Below are 15,643 nucleotides of genomic sequence, written 5' to 3' on the forward strand. Positions count from 1 at the left end.
GCGGGAGAGTATTACCCAGTGTAGGCGGTTTGTCATGCCCAAAACTCGATCTGTATTTTCCGGGAGACAGCTGCCTTTCTACACGCTTTCACTCATTAAGCACCCCGTACCAGGGGGATTACCTAGTTCCCGTCAAACGAGGTTGCGCAACAGGCTGGCGGTCTCCAGCAGCGTCGGCAAAACCCGATGCAGCGCGGCATTGGCCGACTCCTGGCCGATCGGCATGCTCACGCTGATCGCCGCCACGACCGAGCCGTGCCGGTCACGTAAAGGCACCGCGACGCCGCGTACACCCAACTCGAGTTGCTGGTCGGTGACGACGTACCCATTGCGACGGATTTCGCCGATCACTTCGCGCAAGCGTTCGATCGTCGGATAGGTGTGCGGCGTGAACACCTTGATCGGATACGACGCGAGCCACGGCTCGATGTTTTCCGGCGCCTGGAACGCCAACAAAACCAAGCCCGCCGACGACAGCGGCGCGGGCGCCCGCGAACCCAGCACGAAGCCGACCGCCATCGCCCGATTCACGCCGTTGCGCGCCACGTAGACCACATCGTGTTCGTCGAGGATCGCGACCAGCGCGGTTTCCTGCACGGTCGCGGTGATGCGCTGGAGAAACGGCTGCACGGTGCGCGGCAAGCGCGCCGAATCCAGATACGATTGACCGAGCCGCAGGACGCGGGGCGCAAGCCAGAACAGCTTGCCGTCGCTGTCGACATAGCCGAGTTCGCGCAGCGTCAACAGATAGCGGCGCGCGGCCGTGCGTGACAGGCCCGCGCGGCCGGCGACCATGGTCGGCGTCATGCGCGCGTGTTCTTCGTCGAATGCTTCGATGATCGCCAGCGCCTTGGCGGCGCCGGCAATCCAGTCTTTCTCGTCCATTGCATATGCCTGAACAGCCGCCGGGCCGGAAGGCGCGATTATCGCGCGAGGCCGTTCGAGCGGCGAGCGCCTGATTACCCTCGGGGATTATTTACAATCCCAGCGCATTCATTCGAAAAGCCACCTTTGAAATCCGATACTCACCAACACCTGCGCGCCAATCTGCTGATGCTGATCGCCGCGATCATCTGGGGCTCCGCATTCGTCGCCCAGCGCCTGAGTCTCGACAGCATCGGCCCATTTCTCTTCACCGGACTGCGCTTCCTGCTCGGCGCGCTGGTCGTGCTGACCATGATCGTCTGCGTGCGCCGCGCCGCGCTGGGCGAACTGTCGAACCTCGAACCCGGCGGCGTTCGTGAGCTGGTCGGCGCGGGCGTCATGCTCGGACTAGTGCTGTCGGTGTCGATCTCGTTGCAGCAGATCGGCTTGCAGTACACGAAAATCGCCAACGCCGGATTTATCAGTTCGCTCTACGTGGTGATCGTGCCATTGCTCGGCGTGCTGTTTCGGCATCGAACGGGTATCGGCACGTGGCTTGGTGCGACGCTCGCGGCCATCGGCATGTACTTTCTGAGCGTCAACGAGCACTTTTCGATGCTGTACGGCGACTGGTATCAGCTTGCCGGCGCACTCGCGATTTCCGTACAGATGATGCTGGTCGGCCGCTTCGCTTTGCGTCACGACACCCTCATGCTCGCGCTCATCCAGTTCGTGACGTGCGGGATGGTCTGTCTTCTGATCGGGCTCGTTATCGAGCCGGTGAGCCTCTCCGTGCTCAAACGAGCCGCGCCGACGATTCTGTATGGCGGAGCGCTCTCGGTAGGCGTCGCCTATACGATTCAGGTAGTCGCGCAGAAGCATGCGGCACCCTCTCATGCTGCGGTCATCTTCAGTATGGAAGGCGTGTTCGCCGCGTTAGCCGGCTGGCTCGTACTCGGCGAAACGCTGACAGCGCGGGCGTTGTGCGGATGCGCGCTGATGCTGGCGGGGCTGATCGTCTGTCAGGTAATGCCGGCGTGGCAGCGCGGACGCGCTCGCCGGCCACAGGCATCGTCGTAACAAAAGCCGGTCGGCTCTAAGCGGCGCGCGGATGCGCGAAGAAACTCGGGGTATCGGCGGTCGGCGGAAAAACGCACCAGCAGCCGTCGTCGTGGCGGAAGAAGAACAGACCGCGCGGGCCCGATTCGAACGACGTTTCGACGCGCACATAACGCCGCCCGCCGATACGCGTGCGGCTGAATTCAGTCACGTGAATTTGCGCGGACGACTCCGGCGCGAGCCATTTCTCAACCAGAAAACGCAGCGACTGTTCGCTCGCGGCTCTCATGATCCACTCCTGGCCGGCTTGTCCTGATGGGTTTCGCGGGTAGCTTCCGTGCTGTCTTCGCCGTCTGCGGCGTCGGTGTCATGTTCACCGCTGGCGAGGATGATCGCCCGGTTGGTGGCTGCCGCGCGTAGCGTAGTGCAATGCGTGGCATGGCGAATATCCGAAAGAAGACGGACTAGCTGTCGTGCTGTTCTGCGTTTCATTCCACACCCCCGCACTGCACCAAGAACTTCAGAAAACACTTTAACTCTATGCCTGGATCGGGCGTTGCCGAAATGGTTTTGACTAAATAGCAACAGTTGCGCTTGCAAAAACAGAGACGCAATCTTTGTACCGCCCGTTTCGAATGTGCGCGTCTGACGCAGGGGCGTATGTACGCTGGCGAGCGCTTGGTCTGAGTCGTAGCGCGTGCCCGAAAAAGTGCCATGCGAGCAGAGTTATCCACAATGCCCTATGAATAACTTCGGGATAGCGCATGGGACAGCCTGTGCGCGGAATCTTGATAACCCGGGCCTGAGAACCAGGCCCGGCAGAGTTATCCCGCTTCTGTAGTTTTTCTACAGGCTTGTTCCGCAGGGTTATGGAATCTGCATCGCCTTGATGCGACGCGATTTTTGCCAGTTATCCACAGAAGGGGTTAACCCTTGTTAACTATTACTACATATATATACGTATGAAGTAAAAGACATAGGATAAGTGGCGCATCGTGCCAAGATCAAAGGCTGACCAGCGCCCGATCACGGCGCAACGAGGCTCACGTCGCTCGCGGGTTGCACCGCGGCGGCTTTGTCGATCGCGTCGGGCATGTCGGGAAGTGGCGCGGGTCTCGCGGCTTCGACCGGCACAGGCAGCAGGCGCGTCTCGATGCGGTTGTTCACCACCGGCTGCGTACGCACCACCGTTTGCAGATAGTGATCGACGAGGCCGAAGAAGCGGTCGTAGAACTTGCCCGACGGAATCGTCTCGCTGGAAATCTTCACCATCGCGTCGCTGTTCGAGCGAATCGGCAGCGACAGCGATCCGAGCACGCTCAACCCGACGCTCGCCGATGTATCGCTTTTCTTCAGCGCGAAGCCGTTCTGCACTGCGTTGACGTAGACGATGCTCGTGTCGCTCGCCTCTTCGCCCGGCGTACACACCACATGAAACTCGACCACGACGTGCGTATCGCCGGTCGGCTGGAAGTTCTTGATGCCGTCGACGGTGTCGATACGCGTCATCGTCGTCAGATAGCCCTGGCTGAGCAACGCGCGACGCGCGGCCTCACAGGAATCCGTGGTGCTCGAGTTGAAATTGCGTGCGTAGGGGCTCGCGCCGGTTTCGAACAGCTCCTGCTGGAATTTTGGCTGTGGCGAACTGCTGCAGGCGGCAAGCGCCAGCAAGCCGAGCAGTGAGGCGGCGGTGGTCTTGGAGAACGAGGTCGACATGGTCAATCGGAAGGGAGCGCTCTATTGAGCGCGAATGGGAATGCATTGTAGAGGGGTTGCCGCGCGTGCGTAAAAAGCGCGCAGCAGACGTCATCGGATCACGCCAGGCAGCGTGACGTGCGATGACTGCGGCCACCCTTGCCGCTGCAAATCAAGGAAATCATGAGAAGGAGCGAAAGCTCAGTGCGACGCGCTCGAAGGTGCGGCCCCACCGCTCGCGGCGACGCCTTTCACGGCAGGTAGCGTGAATGCGTCGATCCAGTCGTCGGGCGCAGCGCAGCCGCCGGAAACGCCCGCTTCACACTTCGCATTCGAGTTCTGAACGGTGTCTTGCGGCGTGGCGATGTCGGCGAAGTCTCCCGCCTTCAGACTCACTTTCTGGGCATACGCCTGCGAGCCGCCGTAGCTTTTCAGCGCCGCGTTCAGATCGCCATTTGCCGAGCGCATGTAGCCGTAGAGAATGGCCGAGCCCACTTCGATATTGGCCGTCGGCTCGGTGAGATCCTTGACATTCCTCAACAGCCCACGATGCGCGCCCGGCACGACCTGCATCAGCCCGGTCGCGCCATTGGCGCCCTTGGCCTTTTCCTTGAAGCGCGATTCGATCGAGATGATTGCCAGCAGAAGCGCCGGCGGCAGCGAATATTTCGACGCGGCGGCCTGCACCGCATCGGAAATCTTCTGAGCCTTTTCCTTTGCCAGACCGAATTTTTGCGTGAGATACGCGGACATGCGGTCGGTGTTTTCGTCAGCCGTTGCGGTTTGCATCAGGCCGAGCGACAGCACGATCAGGCAAAGTAACCGGCTCATAACGGAGGACGGGAAGAAAGGGAATTCACCATTATAGCTCTGCCCCTAATAGACTTCCCGTCGTTCCCAATTTCGTCCTATTAATGCCCGAGGATGGCGCCTGGAGCGGCCTTCACTTCGCCTGTGCCGGCTTCAGTACGTAGCCGTCGTTGAGCGTGGTGAGAAAAGCGGCGACGTCGTCGATATCCTGTTCGGACCACACGGGACGCTCGCCTTTTTTGCGCGTCAGCGGCTCATCGGTCGTGTCGACGTTCGCACGCAAAGCGAGCGGTAAATCATTGAATTTGTCGACCTTGCCGTGCGCGTCTTTCGGATACCACTTCGCCGGGTTCGTATCGCGTTGCACGTAGAAGCGCAAAGCGTCCTTCAGCGTATGAAAACGGCCATTGTGGAAGAACACCTGACGCGTCGCCGTATTGCGCAGCGACACCGACTTGAAGAGACCACAGTTGGCTTTGTCCGCCGATTGATCCTTGCGCAGCGGCCCGCACAAACCCATATCGAAGTACTTCGGATCGGCGTTAGCTCTTAGCTCCGGATTGCGCGGCACGCCGAGTGCCTGGAAATTGAAGTCGGTGAACAGTGGGTGCGAGCCGTCGACACCCTTCTGGTCGATGTGACAGGAGGCGCAATTGCCCGCAGCTGGATTGTCGAACAGCTTTTTGCCTCTGGATTCCTGATCGGTTAGTTGCAATTTGCCGTCGAGGTAATAATCGAACTTGCTGTCGTAGGGATGAAAACTCGGGTCTTCGAGTTCAAAGCGCTCGATCGCATACATCGCTTGCGTGAATGCTTTCGACGGGTCGGCGAAAATGTTCTGGCCGAACACTTCCTTGAAGCGGCCCGCGTACGGCGCATGCTCCAGCTTGCCCAGCACCGCCGCCGGATCTTTGTTGGCCATCTCGTCGGGATTGAACAACGGGAAGCTCGCCTGATCGTGCAGGCGATTGAAACGTCCATCCCAGCCGAAGCCGCCCACCGGCGCGTTGTCGGTTTCGCTCAACCGTTCGGACAGACTCGCCGCTTGCGCGTGGCTCCACATCGGCGTGCGGTTGAGCACGTAGCGCAGGCTCGGCACGGCGCGCGTGCCCTGGTGCCGCATATCGGGGCCGCCGAGCTGCGCAGCCAGCCCGTTGGGCGGCCCGTAAGCATGCGACGGACTGTGACAACTCGCGCACGACATCTTGCCGGAGGCCGACAACGAGGCGTCGAAGAACATCAGCTTGCCGAGCGCGGCTGCGTCGCTAAAAACGGGTGCCGCGGCGGCCGGCACCGAGTTCTGCGGCGCTACGCCAGCCGCCCCTGCCGCGCCAGGCAGCAGGGCGACGCCAACGAGCGCCGCGACTGCCGCCCGTCGGACGACCACGAGCGAATTGAATCGCGTTGCAGAAAACAGCATCGAGTCGCTTACAGGTTCGTGAAAATATCGCCACCGAAGCCGACCAGACCGGCTTGCCCCGCATAACCGAGGTGATCCAGCTGGAAGATGTCTTCGATACTCTTGAGCATCGAGTAGTGGTTGTACTGCACCGTCGACACCGTGCCCGGCTTGATGAACTTCGAGATCATCACCGCGCCGGTCTGGTCGCCGCCGTAGCTTTGCTTGGTCAGGCTGATCGTTGCGCCCTGATACGTCAGCGTCGACGTCTGCGGGAACGACGGCAGGTTCGGGCCCGGCTGCTGGCTGCAGCAGGTCGAGCCGGAGAAGATCAGATTCGTGACCGCGCCGGTCTGCGTGACCGTCGCATAACTGCTTTCGTCGAAGTTGATGATCAGCAGACCGTCCTGCTGGAACGCCGGCGAAGCGGTGATAATCGGCACCCACTTCTGCAGGAAGGTGTTCGCGCTCGTCAGGCCGCCCGGCTGGCCGTTGACGCACGGGGAATCATGGCCGTCGTCGCACAGGCTCGGCGTGATCATATTGAAGTTGGCGGTGGTCGAGACCGATTGCAGATCCGTCGCCAGCTTGTTCAGATTGACGACGTTCTGTCCGCAGTCCGCCGAATCGATGATCGAGTGGAAGTACATGAACGGGTTGTGACGCGTCGCGTACTGATCGCCCAGCGGCACGGCCGCGCTCGGCGCTTGCGCAACCTGCGTCAGATCGGTGGTGTTGAGCGTCGGATGACCGCAGGTGGCCGCTTCGCGCGCCGGGTCGTTGCCCATGTCGCCTTCGTAGCCCTTCCACGTGTAGCCCGCTGCCTTTAACTGGTCAGGCAGCGTCTTGATGCTGGCGGGATACACGCAGCCCGAACCGATCGCCTGGCCGTCCGACGTCGTACCCGTGAGCTTGTAGTCCTCGTAGGTGACGCAGTCGTTATCCGTTTCCGGCGTCGGCGCCTGACCGCTGATCATCGAGATGTAGTTGTCGAGGCTCACGTGCCCCGTGCCGTAGTACTGCTGCACCATTGCACCCTGCGCGGCGAGCGTCTGCGACAGATACGGCGCCTTGCTGTTCGCGCCGAAGGTGGTCGCGTAATTTTCGTTTTCGAGCGTGATCACGAAGACGTGCCGGATCTGTTGCTGTCCGGTCACCTTCAGCGAGGAAGACGACGAGCCGCACGCCGCGACGATCAAACCGATGAGCGTCGCGCATACGACCGCGAGGAATGCACGCAACCCGCTGCGTTGTGACATGGTGTGCCCCTGAGTAATGGCGTTTTAGTGGGGGCAGAATTTAGGCGTCACGTATGACGATGGCGTGAATCGCACAACAATACCGTCGCATATTCCATATACGGCACGGCGTATTGCAACAATCGCGAGAGTGCGCTCAGGACGGGCGGTTTGTCGCGCTGCCGCCCTGGTTCACCCTTATTTGAGACAATGGGGCTCGCCGGCGAACGTTTTTCCGCGACAACCGGGTGTCGTCCTCGCCTAGCGCGCAGGTGCCGGCCCATTGAACACGAGATGCTTCAGGCATGAGCAAGACCGCATTTATTCCCAGCGTTCCCGCCAGTTCGGAGGACGACTTCGCCGTCTCCGCTGCGTCGAAACTGGCGGGCTATCGCCGCTTTTTCGGCGTATTGAGGGTGGTGAGAACCACTGACGGCCGCGTGCTGTTTCCCTTCGACGGCGCGCCGGAACTCGGCCCCTACCCGACCAAACTGGAAGCGGTGGCGGCGGCACAGGTGTACGGTGAGCACATCGTCGCGAGCGATCTCGCGCATCCGGAGTTGTAGGCGCGAACAGTCGCCGGTCTGGCGTCGGTCGCGCGCAGTGTTTTTCGGGAGCTACGAATGACCTGTCTGCGCAAAATCGGCGCCTTTGCGGCTAACGCGGCGCGCACGTTGACGCTGGCCGCCGGGCTGATGGCCGTCGCCTCCTATCCCACCTTCGCGCAAGACGACGACGATCCCGAAGCGGGACAAAAAGCGCTCGAAAACGCCGAAGTCATTCACGCGCAGGTCCGCGTGGTGGCGATCGATGTCGCCACCAACAGTGTCACGATTCGCGGTCCGCGCGGCAATCTCGCCGACGTAGATGTCAATCCGGCCGTGGCCCATGTCGACCGATTGCACGTGGGCGACCGGCTGAACGTGGCGTATCAGCAGGCCCTGCTGATTCATATCGACAAGCTGGCGACCAAAGGCGTGCGCGAACGGATCGAGACGACCGTCGCGATTCCGGCATCGGCCGGGTATACGTCGTCGGCTCATCGCGTGCAGGTCGTGGCGACCGTGACGAAGATCGATCGCAAGCGCCGACTCGTCACGTTGCGCGGCCCGAAGCATCGGCAACTACTCCGTGCCGCGCACACGATTTCACTCGACGATCTGAACGTCGGCGACAGCGTGCGCGCCGAGTTTATCTCGGCGGCCGCCGTGGAACTGGTGCAGGAACCTCACTCGACGCGCTGAAAGCCGGGTGGCACCCAGTCGCCGTTCAGCGCATCGGCGCGCGGCGAGTAGACCCGCAGCGTGGGTCCCAATTGCCCCGCTGCCGGCGAAGGCAGCCAGTTCGATACCTTGTCCGCGCCGGGCGAGTCGTGCTGGACATACAGGTCGAGCGATCCGTCGGCATTGAATGCGAGCTTGTCGTGACTGCCGAGCGAAAAACGCTGCAGCGGGTTCGGCACCTGGAAGCCCTGATTGTCGTACATGGTCAATGACCAGAACGCGTTGGCCGGCGGCAGTTTGTCCTTGTCGAAGTGCAGCACGTAGCGGTTCGCGCCGTCGAGCAAGGCACCGTCGCTGTCGCGGAATGCGGTCGGATAGATCGCGTCGGCCGGCAGATTGGCGCCGAGCCCGCCGAGCGCGATCACCGCGCGCTGACGATACGACGTGCCATAGGTGCCGGTATCGTCGACCAGAATCGACCAGCCGTTGACGTGCTGCCCGATCGTCTTGATGGACCGGATCATGCCTTCGCGAGCGTCCTTTGCACCGGCATCGATTGCATCGCGTGTGGCGCTGTCCAGTTGCGACGGGTCCCACCTCTTGCCGGGTTCGAAACCGAGCGCCCTGGCGCGGAACAGGATCGGGTAATCGTTGCCGTGCGCCGGGTAGCGCTGCATCAGCGCCGACAGTCGCGTCAGCATATCGATGCCGCTCAACCGGTTTGCCTGCACCAGCGGCGGCGTCTTCGTATCGACATTGGCATCGAACGGCGCCGCTTCAGGCGTCGTCGCGTCTTTGCCCCACTGGCTCAACGGAGTGAGCTTGAGACCGCTCTGAATCCGATGAACGTTTTCATAGTCGTCGACACCATTGGTTTGCGTGCGCCCCATCAGCCAGATCATCGAGGTCGGCGCGTCGATTCGCTGTACGCCTTCCGGCAAGGCGCCCTGCCAACCCGGCGGCACGTATGCATAGTCGCCGGTCTGGGTGCCCGTGGTGCGCGAGCCAACTGAAGCGAACACATCCGTCCACATATCCAGCGACGGCACGAGGTAGTAGCGTCCATGCGTATCGGGAACGCTCAGGATCACCGGCCCGTGACTGAGATCGACCCACGCCAGCGAATACAGCGTGTCGAAGTTGAAGCGCACCACGTCTTTCGCCTCTGCCTTCGGATAGGTCCGGAAATGGGCGAATTGATTGACGGGCGCGCGCATCGGGACGGAATTCGCATCCGCGACGTGAGTGGCCTGCTTCATGGTGATGTCCATGAGCACGATCGGATAGGCGTAGTAGTACAGGTCACGAGCCAGCGACTGGATCTCGGCCATCGACATGGCCGGCGCGGGATGCTGCGTCGCCAAAGGCGTCGCAGCGGTGGCGAACCCGGCGAACCCGGTTGCGATCGTGGCGGCCAGCAGGGTCCGGGTGAACAGTGATCGCGTCGATAATTTCATGGTTTTCGGTAGCAGAGTTGAACGGAGGCACGTCAGCGCGCCGCCAATTTCACGGTAAACTCCGCGATAATCCCAATGCATTATTCTCATCGCGAGCTTGCAAACCGTGCATGAATTGAGTGTTCGCCGCCTGCATCACGTCGTCGCGCTGGCCGAGGAAGGCAGCTTCGCGCGGGCCGCCGAACGCGTGCACCTCAGCCAGCCGGCGCTGAGCCGCAGCATTCAGACCATCGAGGACGAACTCGGCCTGCGTCTGTTCGATCGCGCGGCGCGCGGGGTGGCGATCACGCAAGCCGGAAAGCTGGTCGTCGAGCGTGCGCGTCGCGTGCTGTTCGAAGCGAACCGCCTCGTACGCGACGCCGAACTGCTCAAAACGCACGAGGCCGGCGAGGTGCGCATCGGCCTCGGCCCCTATCCCGCGATGGTTTTATTGCCCGATCTGCTGATCGAGTTTGCCCGCCGTCATCCGCGGGTCGAGATCAAGCTGGAGTTGAATCACGCCGACACGATGATCGATATGTTGCTGGCCGAGCAGATCGATTTCCTCGTGATGGACAAGCGCGTGTTGCCCGACAATCCGGCACTCGCCGTCCGGTCGCTGCCGCGTCACGACGGCGCGTGGTTCGTCCGTCCCGAGCATCCGCTGGCCGGGCGCGACAGTCTGGCGGTCGGCGCGCTGCGCGATTTCCCACTGGTCTCCGTGCCTTTGCCGCCCTTCATGCAGAGTGCGGTACACCGTCTGTTGAAAATCCGCTCTCACGAAAAGATTCCGCTGCAGCTCGAATGCAACGATTTGCGCATCTTGAAATCGTTCGTCGAACAGACCGATGCCCTGTTGTTCGCCACCGCGTCGGCGGTACGCAAGGAACTCGCGGCCGGCACGCTGGCGCCCTTGCCCGTGAGGGACGCGCCGCGCATGGCGCTCGAAATGGCGCTGGTGAGTCTCGCCGATCGCACGATGTCTCCGGCCGGCGAGATCGCCCTGGCGCTCGCCAAACAGATGCTCAACGACGCCAACACGCCCCCCGCCGCGACCTGATTCACCGCGTTTTGCGTGCCATGCAGGCACTGCAAGCTTCCCATGAAAATAATGCAATAGCGGTAAGGGACGCTTTCCTCTCAAATTAGCACATTCGTTCTATTTCTCCCGGCCCTGGCCCCGTCGCGGCGAAGAGAACGGTGGGCGTGAACCACGCCCACCCAAACAGATCCGCAATCAGCGGAGATCATAAGAGAGGAGACATGCATGCGTTTGATCACTCAGGGTATGTGCGGCGCGACGCTGATTCTGGCCGCCGGTAGCGCGATGGCGGCGGATTCGAGCGTCACCTTGTACGGCGTGGCCGACAGCTTTATTCAATACCTCGACAACGGCGGCGCCCATTCGTTTTCCGAACGAAGCGGCGGCTCGACCGGTTCGCTGTTCGGCCTCAAGGGTAACGAGGACCTCGGCGGCGGCCTAGCCGCGCAGTTCGACGTGGAAAGCGGCTTCAACATCAACAACGGCAGTGCCTTTGTCGACACGTCGGCGCTTTTCTATCGCCAGGCCTGGGTGGGTCTGAACGACATGAAATACGGCGCCCTCACCTTCGGTCGTCAGTACGAGCCGAGCTTTCGGGCCATTTATCCGAGCGATCCGTTTCGCGCCAACGAAATCATGTCGCCGTTTTCCGCGCTCGTGCTCGCGGTGGACCGCAACACGCTGTCGACGCAATACGATAGCGGGCGGGCGAGCAACTCCATCCTCTATCAATCGCCGAATCTGCAGGGCCTGCAGTTCTACGGCATGTACGCATTCTCTGCCACCGTCGCCCAGCCTGTCCCCTCCACCACCGGCAATATGCTGAACGTGGCCGCGACCTACTCGGGCTATGGTTTCTATGCGGCGCTGTCCTACGTGAATCAGCATGCGGGCCAGGAGACCATCACCGGTTTGCCGGGCTCGCTGGGTCTGCTCGGCACTGAGCACTTCATCGGCGCGCTAGGCTACCAGATCGGTATCGTGAACCTCACGTTCAACTACTCGTATCAGCACGCCAAAGACGCCCCCGCGCGATCGCTGGCCGCGCTGCTCGGCACGGCGCATTCGCTGAGCGTCGCCGAACTCGGTGCCACGATCCAGGCAACCGCCGCCGATTCGATCGAGATCGCCGGCGTGCAGCGCAACGTACGCGGTGCGCATGACAACACCCTCGGCGTGCAGCTCGGCTTCGATCATTCGCTTTCCAGACGCACCAGCCTCTATGCGCGCGCGGGCTATATGAAGAACAACGGCAGCGCGACGGTCAGCTGGCCGGGCATCACCGTCAGCGAGCCCGGCACCAGGCAGGTTCTGGCGACGCTCGGCATGACACACCGCTTCTGATCGACACACCGCGTTTTGCGCGCGCTCGTCGAATGAGTTTGAATGGGACCGTTGCGCCTTATTCAGTTCGGCGGCTGCGAAGGGCAGATTGCCAACTGCCTGCCCATCACGCCAGGCTGGAACTACACCGTGCGGCTTTACCGTCCACGCGAGGAAATCCTGAGCGGTGCATGGAAGTTTCCGGCTCCCGTGCCTGTCAATTGAGCCCGTGATGTGCTGCGCACTACTTCGTCGATTTCGACAGGCGGTGCGCGAGTCCCAACTTGCTGACCAGCTGCCACGTATAGACGCGTGAAAAGCTGACGCCGAAATTCGTCGTCAGCAGTTCGCGGACGCGGGCGTTAGTCCAGGCATCGGTGGGAAAACCATGCGCGCGGGCGGAGTCGTTCAGCGCGGCGGCGAGCCACTGGCGCGCGTCGTCATCGAGTGCCGAAGGGCGGCCGCCAATGCTCATCTGTCGCAGCGCGTCGAGGCCGCCTTCGTCGAGAATCGCCTTGTAGCGTTCGACGGTCTGCGGCGACATCCGCAGCACCTCGACGACGTGCGCGACCGACGCGCCTTCCGCCAGCATTTTTCCCGCCGTCATTCTGCGGGCGACGCTCGGCAGTTCATCCGCTTGAGACGCCATATCGCATCCTTTGAACGAGCTGCCGCGCTTCCAGACAACCGCTACAGGAACGCTGACCGACAGATAAGCGCTACTCCTGCTCGGCGATCGCGCGTGCCATGAGCCCCTTGGCCTTTTCGTACTCGGTGGCGACCGCGGGTTCCTGCGGCTTCAGATCGATGGTGACCTTGTCGATCTTTCCGCTGAACGTGAACGGCACGTCGTATTTCTCCGTAACCGGCGTGCCCGTGTCCATGCCGACGTCGAAGGTCTCATCCAACGTAAAGCGCACCGGCACTGTTTTGTCTACGCGGCCTTGCGCAACCTGTTGCCCATCGACGGAGAGGATCACGTTGCCGCCCTTTCCGAGCCCCTTGCCGTCATAGGTAAAGGCCATCGTGACCGTATGCGCGCCCGCGGCGACCGCGCTCGAGCCGCGAATCTCGTAGTGGTCGATATTGCCGTAGTTGTAGTGAAACACCGGCACGCCCTTGTCCAGATACAGCGCCCAGCCGTCGAACAAGCCGCCCTCGGTCACGATGATGCCGTTCGTCGCACCCTGCTGCGCCATCTCCACCGACGCGTTGATGGTCCAGGATTTGTTCTTCACGTCAGGCGCGACGCCTTCCGGAATCCGCACCGCACCTTCGTAATAGGTGTAGCTGGTGCGGCCTTTATTCAGGCTCGGTCTGATCGCCGGATTCAGACGATCGGTACGGCTGTTGTCCAGCGGCAGCACGTTGTATTTCTTCGCTTCCGCGTAAAACAGCTTCTGCATGCTGTCTAGTTTCGCGGGCATCGTGGCGGCCAGATCCTTCGACTCGCTGAAGTCGTCGGCGACGTGATACAGCTCCCACTTGTAGCCGGTGATGACGTCGACGCTCGGCTGCACGGTGTCCCACGGATTGCCGGCCGGCGTCGTGCCGGCCACCCAGCCGTCGTGATAAATCGCCCGGTTGCCGAACAGCTCGAAGTATTGGGTGGTGCGCCGCGACGGTGCCGAGGGATTGTCGAACGTGTATTCCATGCTCACGCCTTCGATCGGCTTCTGTTTAACGCCGTCGACCATGGTGGGCTGCGGCAGATGCGAGGCTTCCAGAATGGTCGGCAGGATATCGATCACGTGATGCCATTGCGTGCGCAACTGCCCCACCTCCTTGATATGCGACGGCCAGGAAATCACCATGCCGTTTGCCGTGCCGCCGTAGTGGGAGGCGATCTGCTTCATCCACTGGAACGGCGTGTCCATGGCGTGCGCCCAGCCCACCGGAAAGTGGTTATAAGTTTTCCAGGTGCCGATGTCGTCCTTCTGCGCGAGCATCTGCTTGTAGTTCTGGAAGATGCCGTTCATCTCCGCGGGAATATTCGTCGAGCCTTCGAGCGTGCCTTCGCCGCTCGCGCCGTTATCCCCGACGATGTAGATCACGAGCGTGTTGTCCTTCAACCCGAGATCGTCGACCGCCTGAAGCACGCGCCCCACGTTGTAGTCCGTCTGCTCGAGATAGCCCGCATACACTTCCATCATGTACGAGTACAGCTTCTTCTGATCCGCGTTGAGCGAGTCCCACGCGGGAATCGCCGGTGGACGCGGCGTCAGTTGCGTATCGGGCGGCACGATGCCGAGTTGCTTCTGCCGGGCCAGCGTCTGCTCGCGCAACGCGTCCCAACCCTGGTCGAACTTGCCGCTGTACTTCGCGATCCACTCCTTACGCGGCTGGTGCGGCGCATGCGTAGCGCCCGGCGCGTAGTACATCAGGAACGGACGGTTGGGCGCGAGCGAATGCTGGGTGCGCATCCATTTGATAGCCTGATCCGCGAGGTCGTAGTCCAGGTTGTAGTCCGGCTTGCCGAGATACGGCTCGATCGGCCTGGTTCCTTCGAACACACCCGGGCGCCACTGATTGGTGTCGCCGCCGATAAAGCCATAGAAATACTCGAAGCCAAGGCCCGTCGGCCAACGGTCGAATGGACCGGCCTGGCTGCCTTCCCAGTCGGGCACGTTGTGGTCCTTGCCGAACCAGGCGGTGTTCCAGCCGTTGTCGCGCAGGATTTCCCCGACTGTCGCGGTGTCCTTGCCGGTCAACGAGTCATAGCCCGGATAGCCGGTCGCCATCTCCATGATCTGGCCGACGTGCGCCGAATGATGGTTGTGGCCGGTCAGCAACGCGGCGCGCGTGGGAGAGCACATCGCCGTGGTGTGAAACTGGTTGTAGCGCAAGCCTTCCGAGGCGAGCTTGTCGAGCGTCGGCGTGTTGACCGGTCCGCCGAATGTGTCGGACGCGCTATAGCCTACGTCGTCGAGCAGCACGAGCAAAATGTTGGGCGCGCCGGCGGGCGCCTGAACGGGCTTGGGAAAGTCGGGTTTGGAATCCTTCGCCCCGAGTTCGATTTTGCCTTTGAACGGCGCGGGCGGAATGGGCAGAACGGTTTGGGCAGCCGCGATACTGACGCAGCAGATCGCCACCAGAGCGGACACGAGAGACTGAACTCGAAGCGTTCCACATGCACGCATTGCCGGCTCCTCATCGGTGAGTCATGCGAAATAAATTCTCGCGCCCAGCAGAATTGATTCGGAGCGCACATGCGACATAAAATCCAATGGCTTTTTTCAGACGCAACGTCGATTATTCTTCGCAGTCGATGAGTGTGCGATCCAACCCGATTGCGCATCCAATGTCAGCGGATGATATACCGCAAAACCTGAAAAATGTAGGATCACTTGTGATATTCAGGAGCGACAAATTCTCCCCTTGCCATTTGTCAAAACGTTATCTATCGTATGTAAGACTTTGTTAAGTTGCGGTCCATCACGCGAGCGGCTGCTGACATCGCGCGGCTGCGGCAATGACCTGCTATCCATTGCGCTTGAGCGCTACCTCGAAGCCTCGAGTGGACTGGGCATCGTCTCGTTTCGTCATTTATTTTT

The 15,643-nt window shown here is 61.5% G+C and carries 14 protein-coding genes and 1 pseudogene; 6 read left to right on the forward strand and 9 right to left on the reverse strand.

Annotated features, from left to right (window positions below; all coding sequences use genetic code 11):
* Nucleotides 1-132: 132 nt before the first annotated feature.
* The gene (locus FQ705_RS19000; protein ID WP_144143612.1) at nt 133-885 is read right to left on the reverse strand and encodes an IclR family transcriptional regulator C-terminal domain-containing protein; all 753 of its coding nucleotides are present in this window, start codon (nt 883-885) and stop codon (nt 133-135) included.
* 126 nt (nt 886-1,011) lie between these two features.
* Between FQ705_RS19000 and FQ705_RS19005 the strand changes: the two genes are divergently transcribed.
* Nucleotides 1,012-1,944 carry a DMT family transporter gene (locus FQ705_RS19005; RefSeq protein WP_144143613.1) on the forward strand — a complete coding sequence of 311 codons (933 nt, stop codon included), beginning with the start codon at nt 1,012-1,014 and terminating at the stop codon, nt 1,942-1,944.
* Nucleotides 1,945-1,960: 16 nt separating this feature from the next.
* Here FQ705_RS19005 and FQ705_RS19010 read toward each other — a convergent pair whose 3' ends face one another.
* The 5 genes from FQ705_RS19010 to FQ705_RS19035 all read right to left on the reverse strand — a co-directional run bounded on the left by FQ705_RS19010 (nt 1,961) and on the right by FQ705_RS19035 (nt 7,086).
* Complete coding sequence (locus tag FQ705_RS19010; protein ID WP_144143614.1) at nt 1,961-2,212, reverse strand: hypothetical protein; 252 nt, start codon at nt 2,210-2,212, stop codon at nt 1,961-1,963.
* A gap of 737 nt (nt 2,213-2,949) precedes the next feature.
* The gene (locus tag FQ705_RS19020) at nt 2,950-3,639 is read right to left on the reverse strand and encodes a DUF2242 domain-containing protein (RefSeq protein WP_144143616.1); all 690 of its coding nucleotides are present in this window, start codon (nt 3,637-3,639) and stop codon (nt 2,950-2,952) included.
* 180 nt (nt 3,640-3,819) lie between these two features.
* Nucleotides 3,820-4,449, reverse strand: a complete 630-nt coding sequence (locus tag FQ705_RS19025) for a lytic transglycosylase domain-containing protein (protein ID WP_144143617.1) — start codon at nt 4,447-4,449, stop codon at nt 3,820-3,822.
* A gap of 112 nt (nt 4,450-4,561) precedes the next feature.
* Nucleotides 4,562-5,848 (reverse strand): cytochrome-c peroxidase, encoded by a 1,287-nt coding sequence (locus FQ705_RS19030; RefSeq protein WP_144143618.1) that lies wholly within the window; start codon nt 5,846-5,848, stop codon nt 4,562-4,564.
* Nucleotides 5,849-5,856: 8 nt separating this feature from the next.
* Nucleotides 5,857-7,086: an alkaline phosphatase family protein gene (locus tag FQ705_RS19035; RefSeq protein WP_144143619.1), complete on the reverse strand. Its 1,230-nt coding sequence runs from the start codon at nt 7,084-7,086 to the stop codon at nt 5,857-5,859.
* A 284-nt stretch (nt 7,087-7,370) separates the two neighbouring features.
* On the opposite strand from FQ705_RS19035, the gene FQ705_RS19040 reads away from it, so the two are divergent.
* Both FQ705_RS19040 and FQ705_RS19045 read left to right on the forward strand, forming a co-directional pair.
* Complete coding sequence (locus FQ705_RS19040) at nt 7,371-7,631, forward strand: DUF6723 family protein (RefSeq protein ID WP_144143620.1); 261 nt, start codon at nt 7,371-7,373, stop codon at nt 7,629-7,631.
* A 57-nt stretch (nt 7,632-7,688) separates the two neighbouring features.
* Entirely contained in the window at nt 7,689-8,309 is a 621-nt protein-coding gene (locus tag FQ705_RS19045; protein WP_144143621.1) for a hypothetical protein, read from the forward strand.
* Here FQ705_RS19045 and FQ705_RS19050 read toward each other — a convergent pair.
* Entirely contained in the window at nt 8,294-9,745 is a 1,452-nt protein-coding gene (locus FQ705_RS19050) for a DUF1254 domain-containing protein (protein WP_222105662.1), read from the reverse strand. The genes FQ705_RS19045 and FQ705_RS19050 overlap by 16 nt on opposite strands.
* Nucleotides 9,746-9,860: 115 nt before the next feature.
* Between FQ705_RS19050 and FQ705_RS19055 the strand changes: the two genes are divergently transcribed.
* The 3 genes and pseudogenes from FQ705_RS19055 to FQ705_RS19065 form a co-directional block, all read left to right on the forward strand.
* A complete protein-coding gene (locus FQ705_RS19055) occupies nt 9,861-10,784 on the forward strand; it encodes a LysR family transcriptional regulator (protein ID WP_144143622.1) in 924 nt (307 codons plus the stop codon).
* A 207-nt stretch (nt 10,785-10,991) separates the two neighbouring features.
* Nucleotides 10,992-12,110, forward strand: coding sequence for a porin (locus FQ705_RS19060; RefSeq protein WP_144143623.1), 1,119 nt, complete (start codon nt 10,992-10,994; stop codon nt 12,108-12,110).
* A 60-nt stretch (nt 12,111-12,170) separates the two neighbouring features.
* Nucleotides 12,171-12,314 (forward strand): annotated as a pseudogene (locus FQ705_RS19065) (carboxylesterase); the annotation flags it as partial.
* Nucleotides 12,315-12,333: 19 nt separating this feature from the next.
* On the opposite strand, the gene FQ705_RS19070 reads toward FQ705_RS19065, so the two are convergent.
* The gene (locus FQ705_RS19070) at nt 12,334-12,738 is read right to left on the reverse strand and encodes a helix-turn-helix domain-containing protein (RefSeq protein ID WP_144143624.1); all 405 of its coding nucleotides are present in this window, start codon (nt 12,736-12,738) and stop codon (nt 12,334-12,336) included.
* 70 nt (nt 12,739-12,808) lie between these two features.
* A complete protein-coding gene (locus tag FQ705_RS19075) occupies nt 12,809-15,229 on the reverse strand; it encodes an arylsulfatase (RefSeq protein WP_144143625.1) in 2,421 nt (806 codons plus the stop codon).
* Between the last annotated feature and the right edge of the window lie 414 nt (nt 15,230-15,643).

The sequence above is a fragment of the Paraburkholderia sp. BCC1884 genome, assembly GCF_900996225.1.
Classification (GTDB): domain Bacteria; phylum Pseudomonadota; class Gammaproteobacteria; order Burkholderiales; family Burkholderiaceae; genus Paraburkholderia.

Excerpts from the sequence above, each read along its gene's own strand:
- FQ705_RS19000 (WP_144143612.1), bottom strand. The coding sequence starts at position 885 with ATGGACGAGAAAGACTGGATTGCCGGCGCCGCCAAGGCGCTGGCGATC.
- FQ705_RS19010 (WP_144143614.1), bottom strand. The coding sequence starts at position 2,212 with ATGAGAGCCGCGAGCGAACAGTCGCTGCGTTTTCTGGTTGAGAAATGG.
- FQ705_RS19020 (WP_144143616.1), bottom strand. The coding sequence starts at position 3,639 with ATGTCGACCTCGTTCTCCAAGACCACCGCCGCCTCACTGCTCGGCTTG.
- FQ705_RS19025 (WP_144143617.1), bottom strand. The coding sequence starts at position 4,449 with ATGAGCCGGTTACTTTGCCTGATCGTGCTGTCGCTCGGCCTGATGCAA.
- FQ705_RS19030 (WP_144143618.1), bottom strand. The coding sequence starts at position 5,848 with ATGCTGTTTTCTGCAACGCGATTCAATTCGCTCGTGGTCGTCCGACGG.
- FQ705_RS19035 (WP_144143619.1), bottom strand. The coding sequence starts at position 7,086 with ATGTCACAACGCAGCGGGTTGCGTGCATTCCTCGCGGTCGTATGCGCG.
- FQ705_RS19040 (WP_144143620.1), top strand. The coding sequence starts at position 7,371 with ATGAGCAAGACCGCATTTATTCCCAGCGTTCCCGCCAGTTCGGAGGAC.
- FQ705_RS19045 (WP_144143621.1), top strand. The coding sequence starts at position 7,689 with ATGACCTGTCTGCGCAAAATCGGCGCCTTTGCGGCTAACGCGGCGCGC.
- FQ705_RS19050 (WP_222105662.1), bottom strand. The coding sequence starts at position 9,745 with ATGAAATTATCGACGCGATCACTGTTCACCCGGACCCTGCTGGCCGCC.
- FQ705_RS19060 (WP_144143623.1), top strand. The coding sequence starts at position 10,992 with ATGCGTTTGATCACTCAGGGTATGTGCGGCGCGACGCTGATTCTGGCC.
- FQ705_RS19070 (WP_144143624.1), bottom strand. The coding sequence starts at position 12,738 with ATGGCGTCTCAAGCGGATGAACTGCCGAGCGTCGCCCGCAGAATGACG.
- FQ705_RS19075 (WP_144143625.1), bottom strand. The coding sequence starts at position 15,229 with ATGCGTGCATGTGGAACGCTTCGAGTTCAGTCTCTCGTGTCCGCTCTG.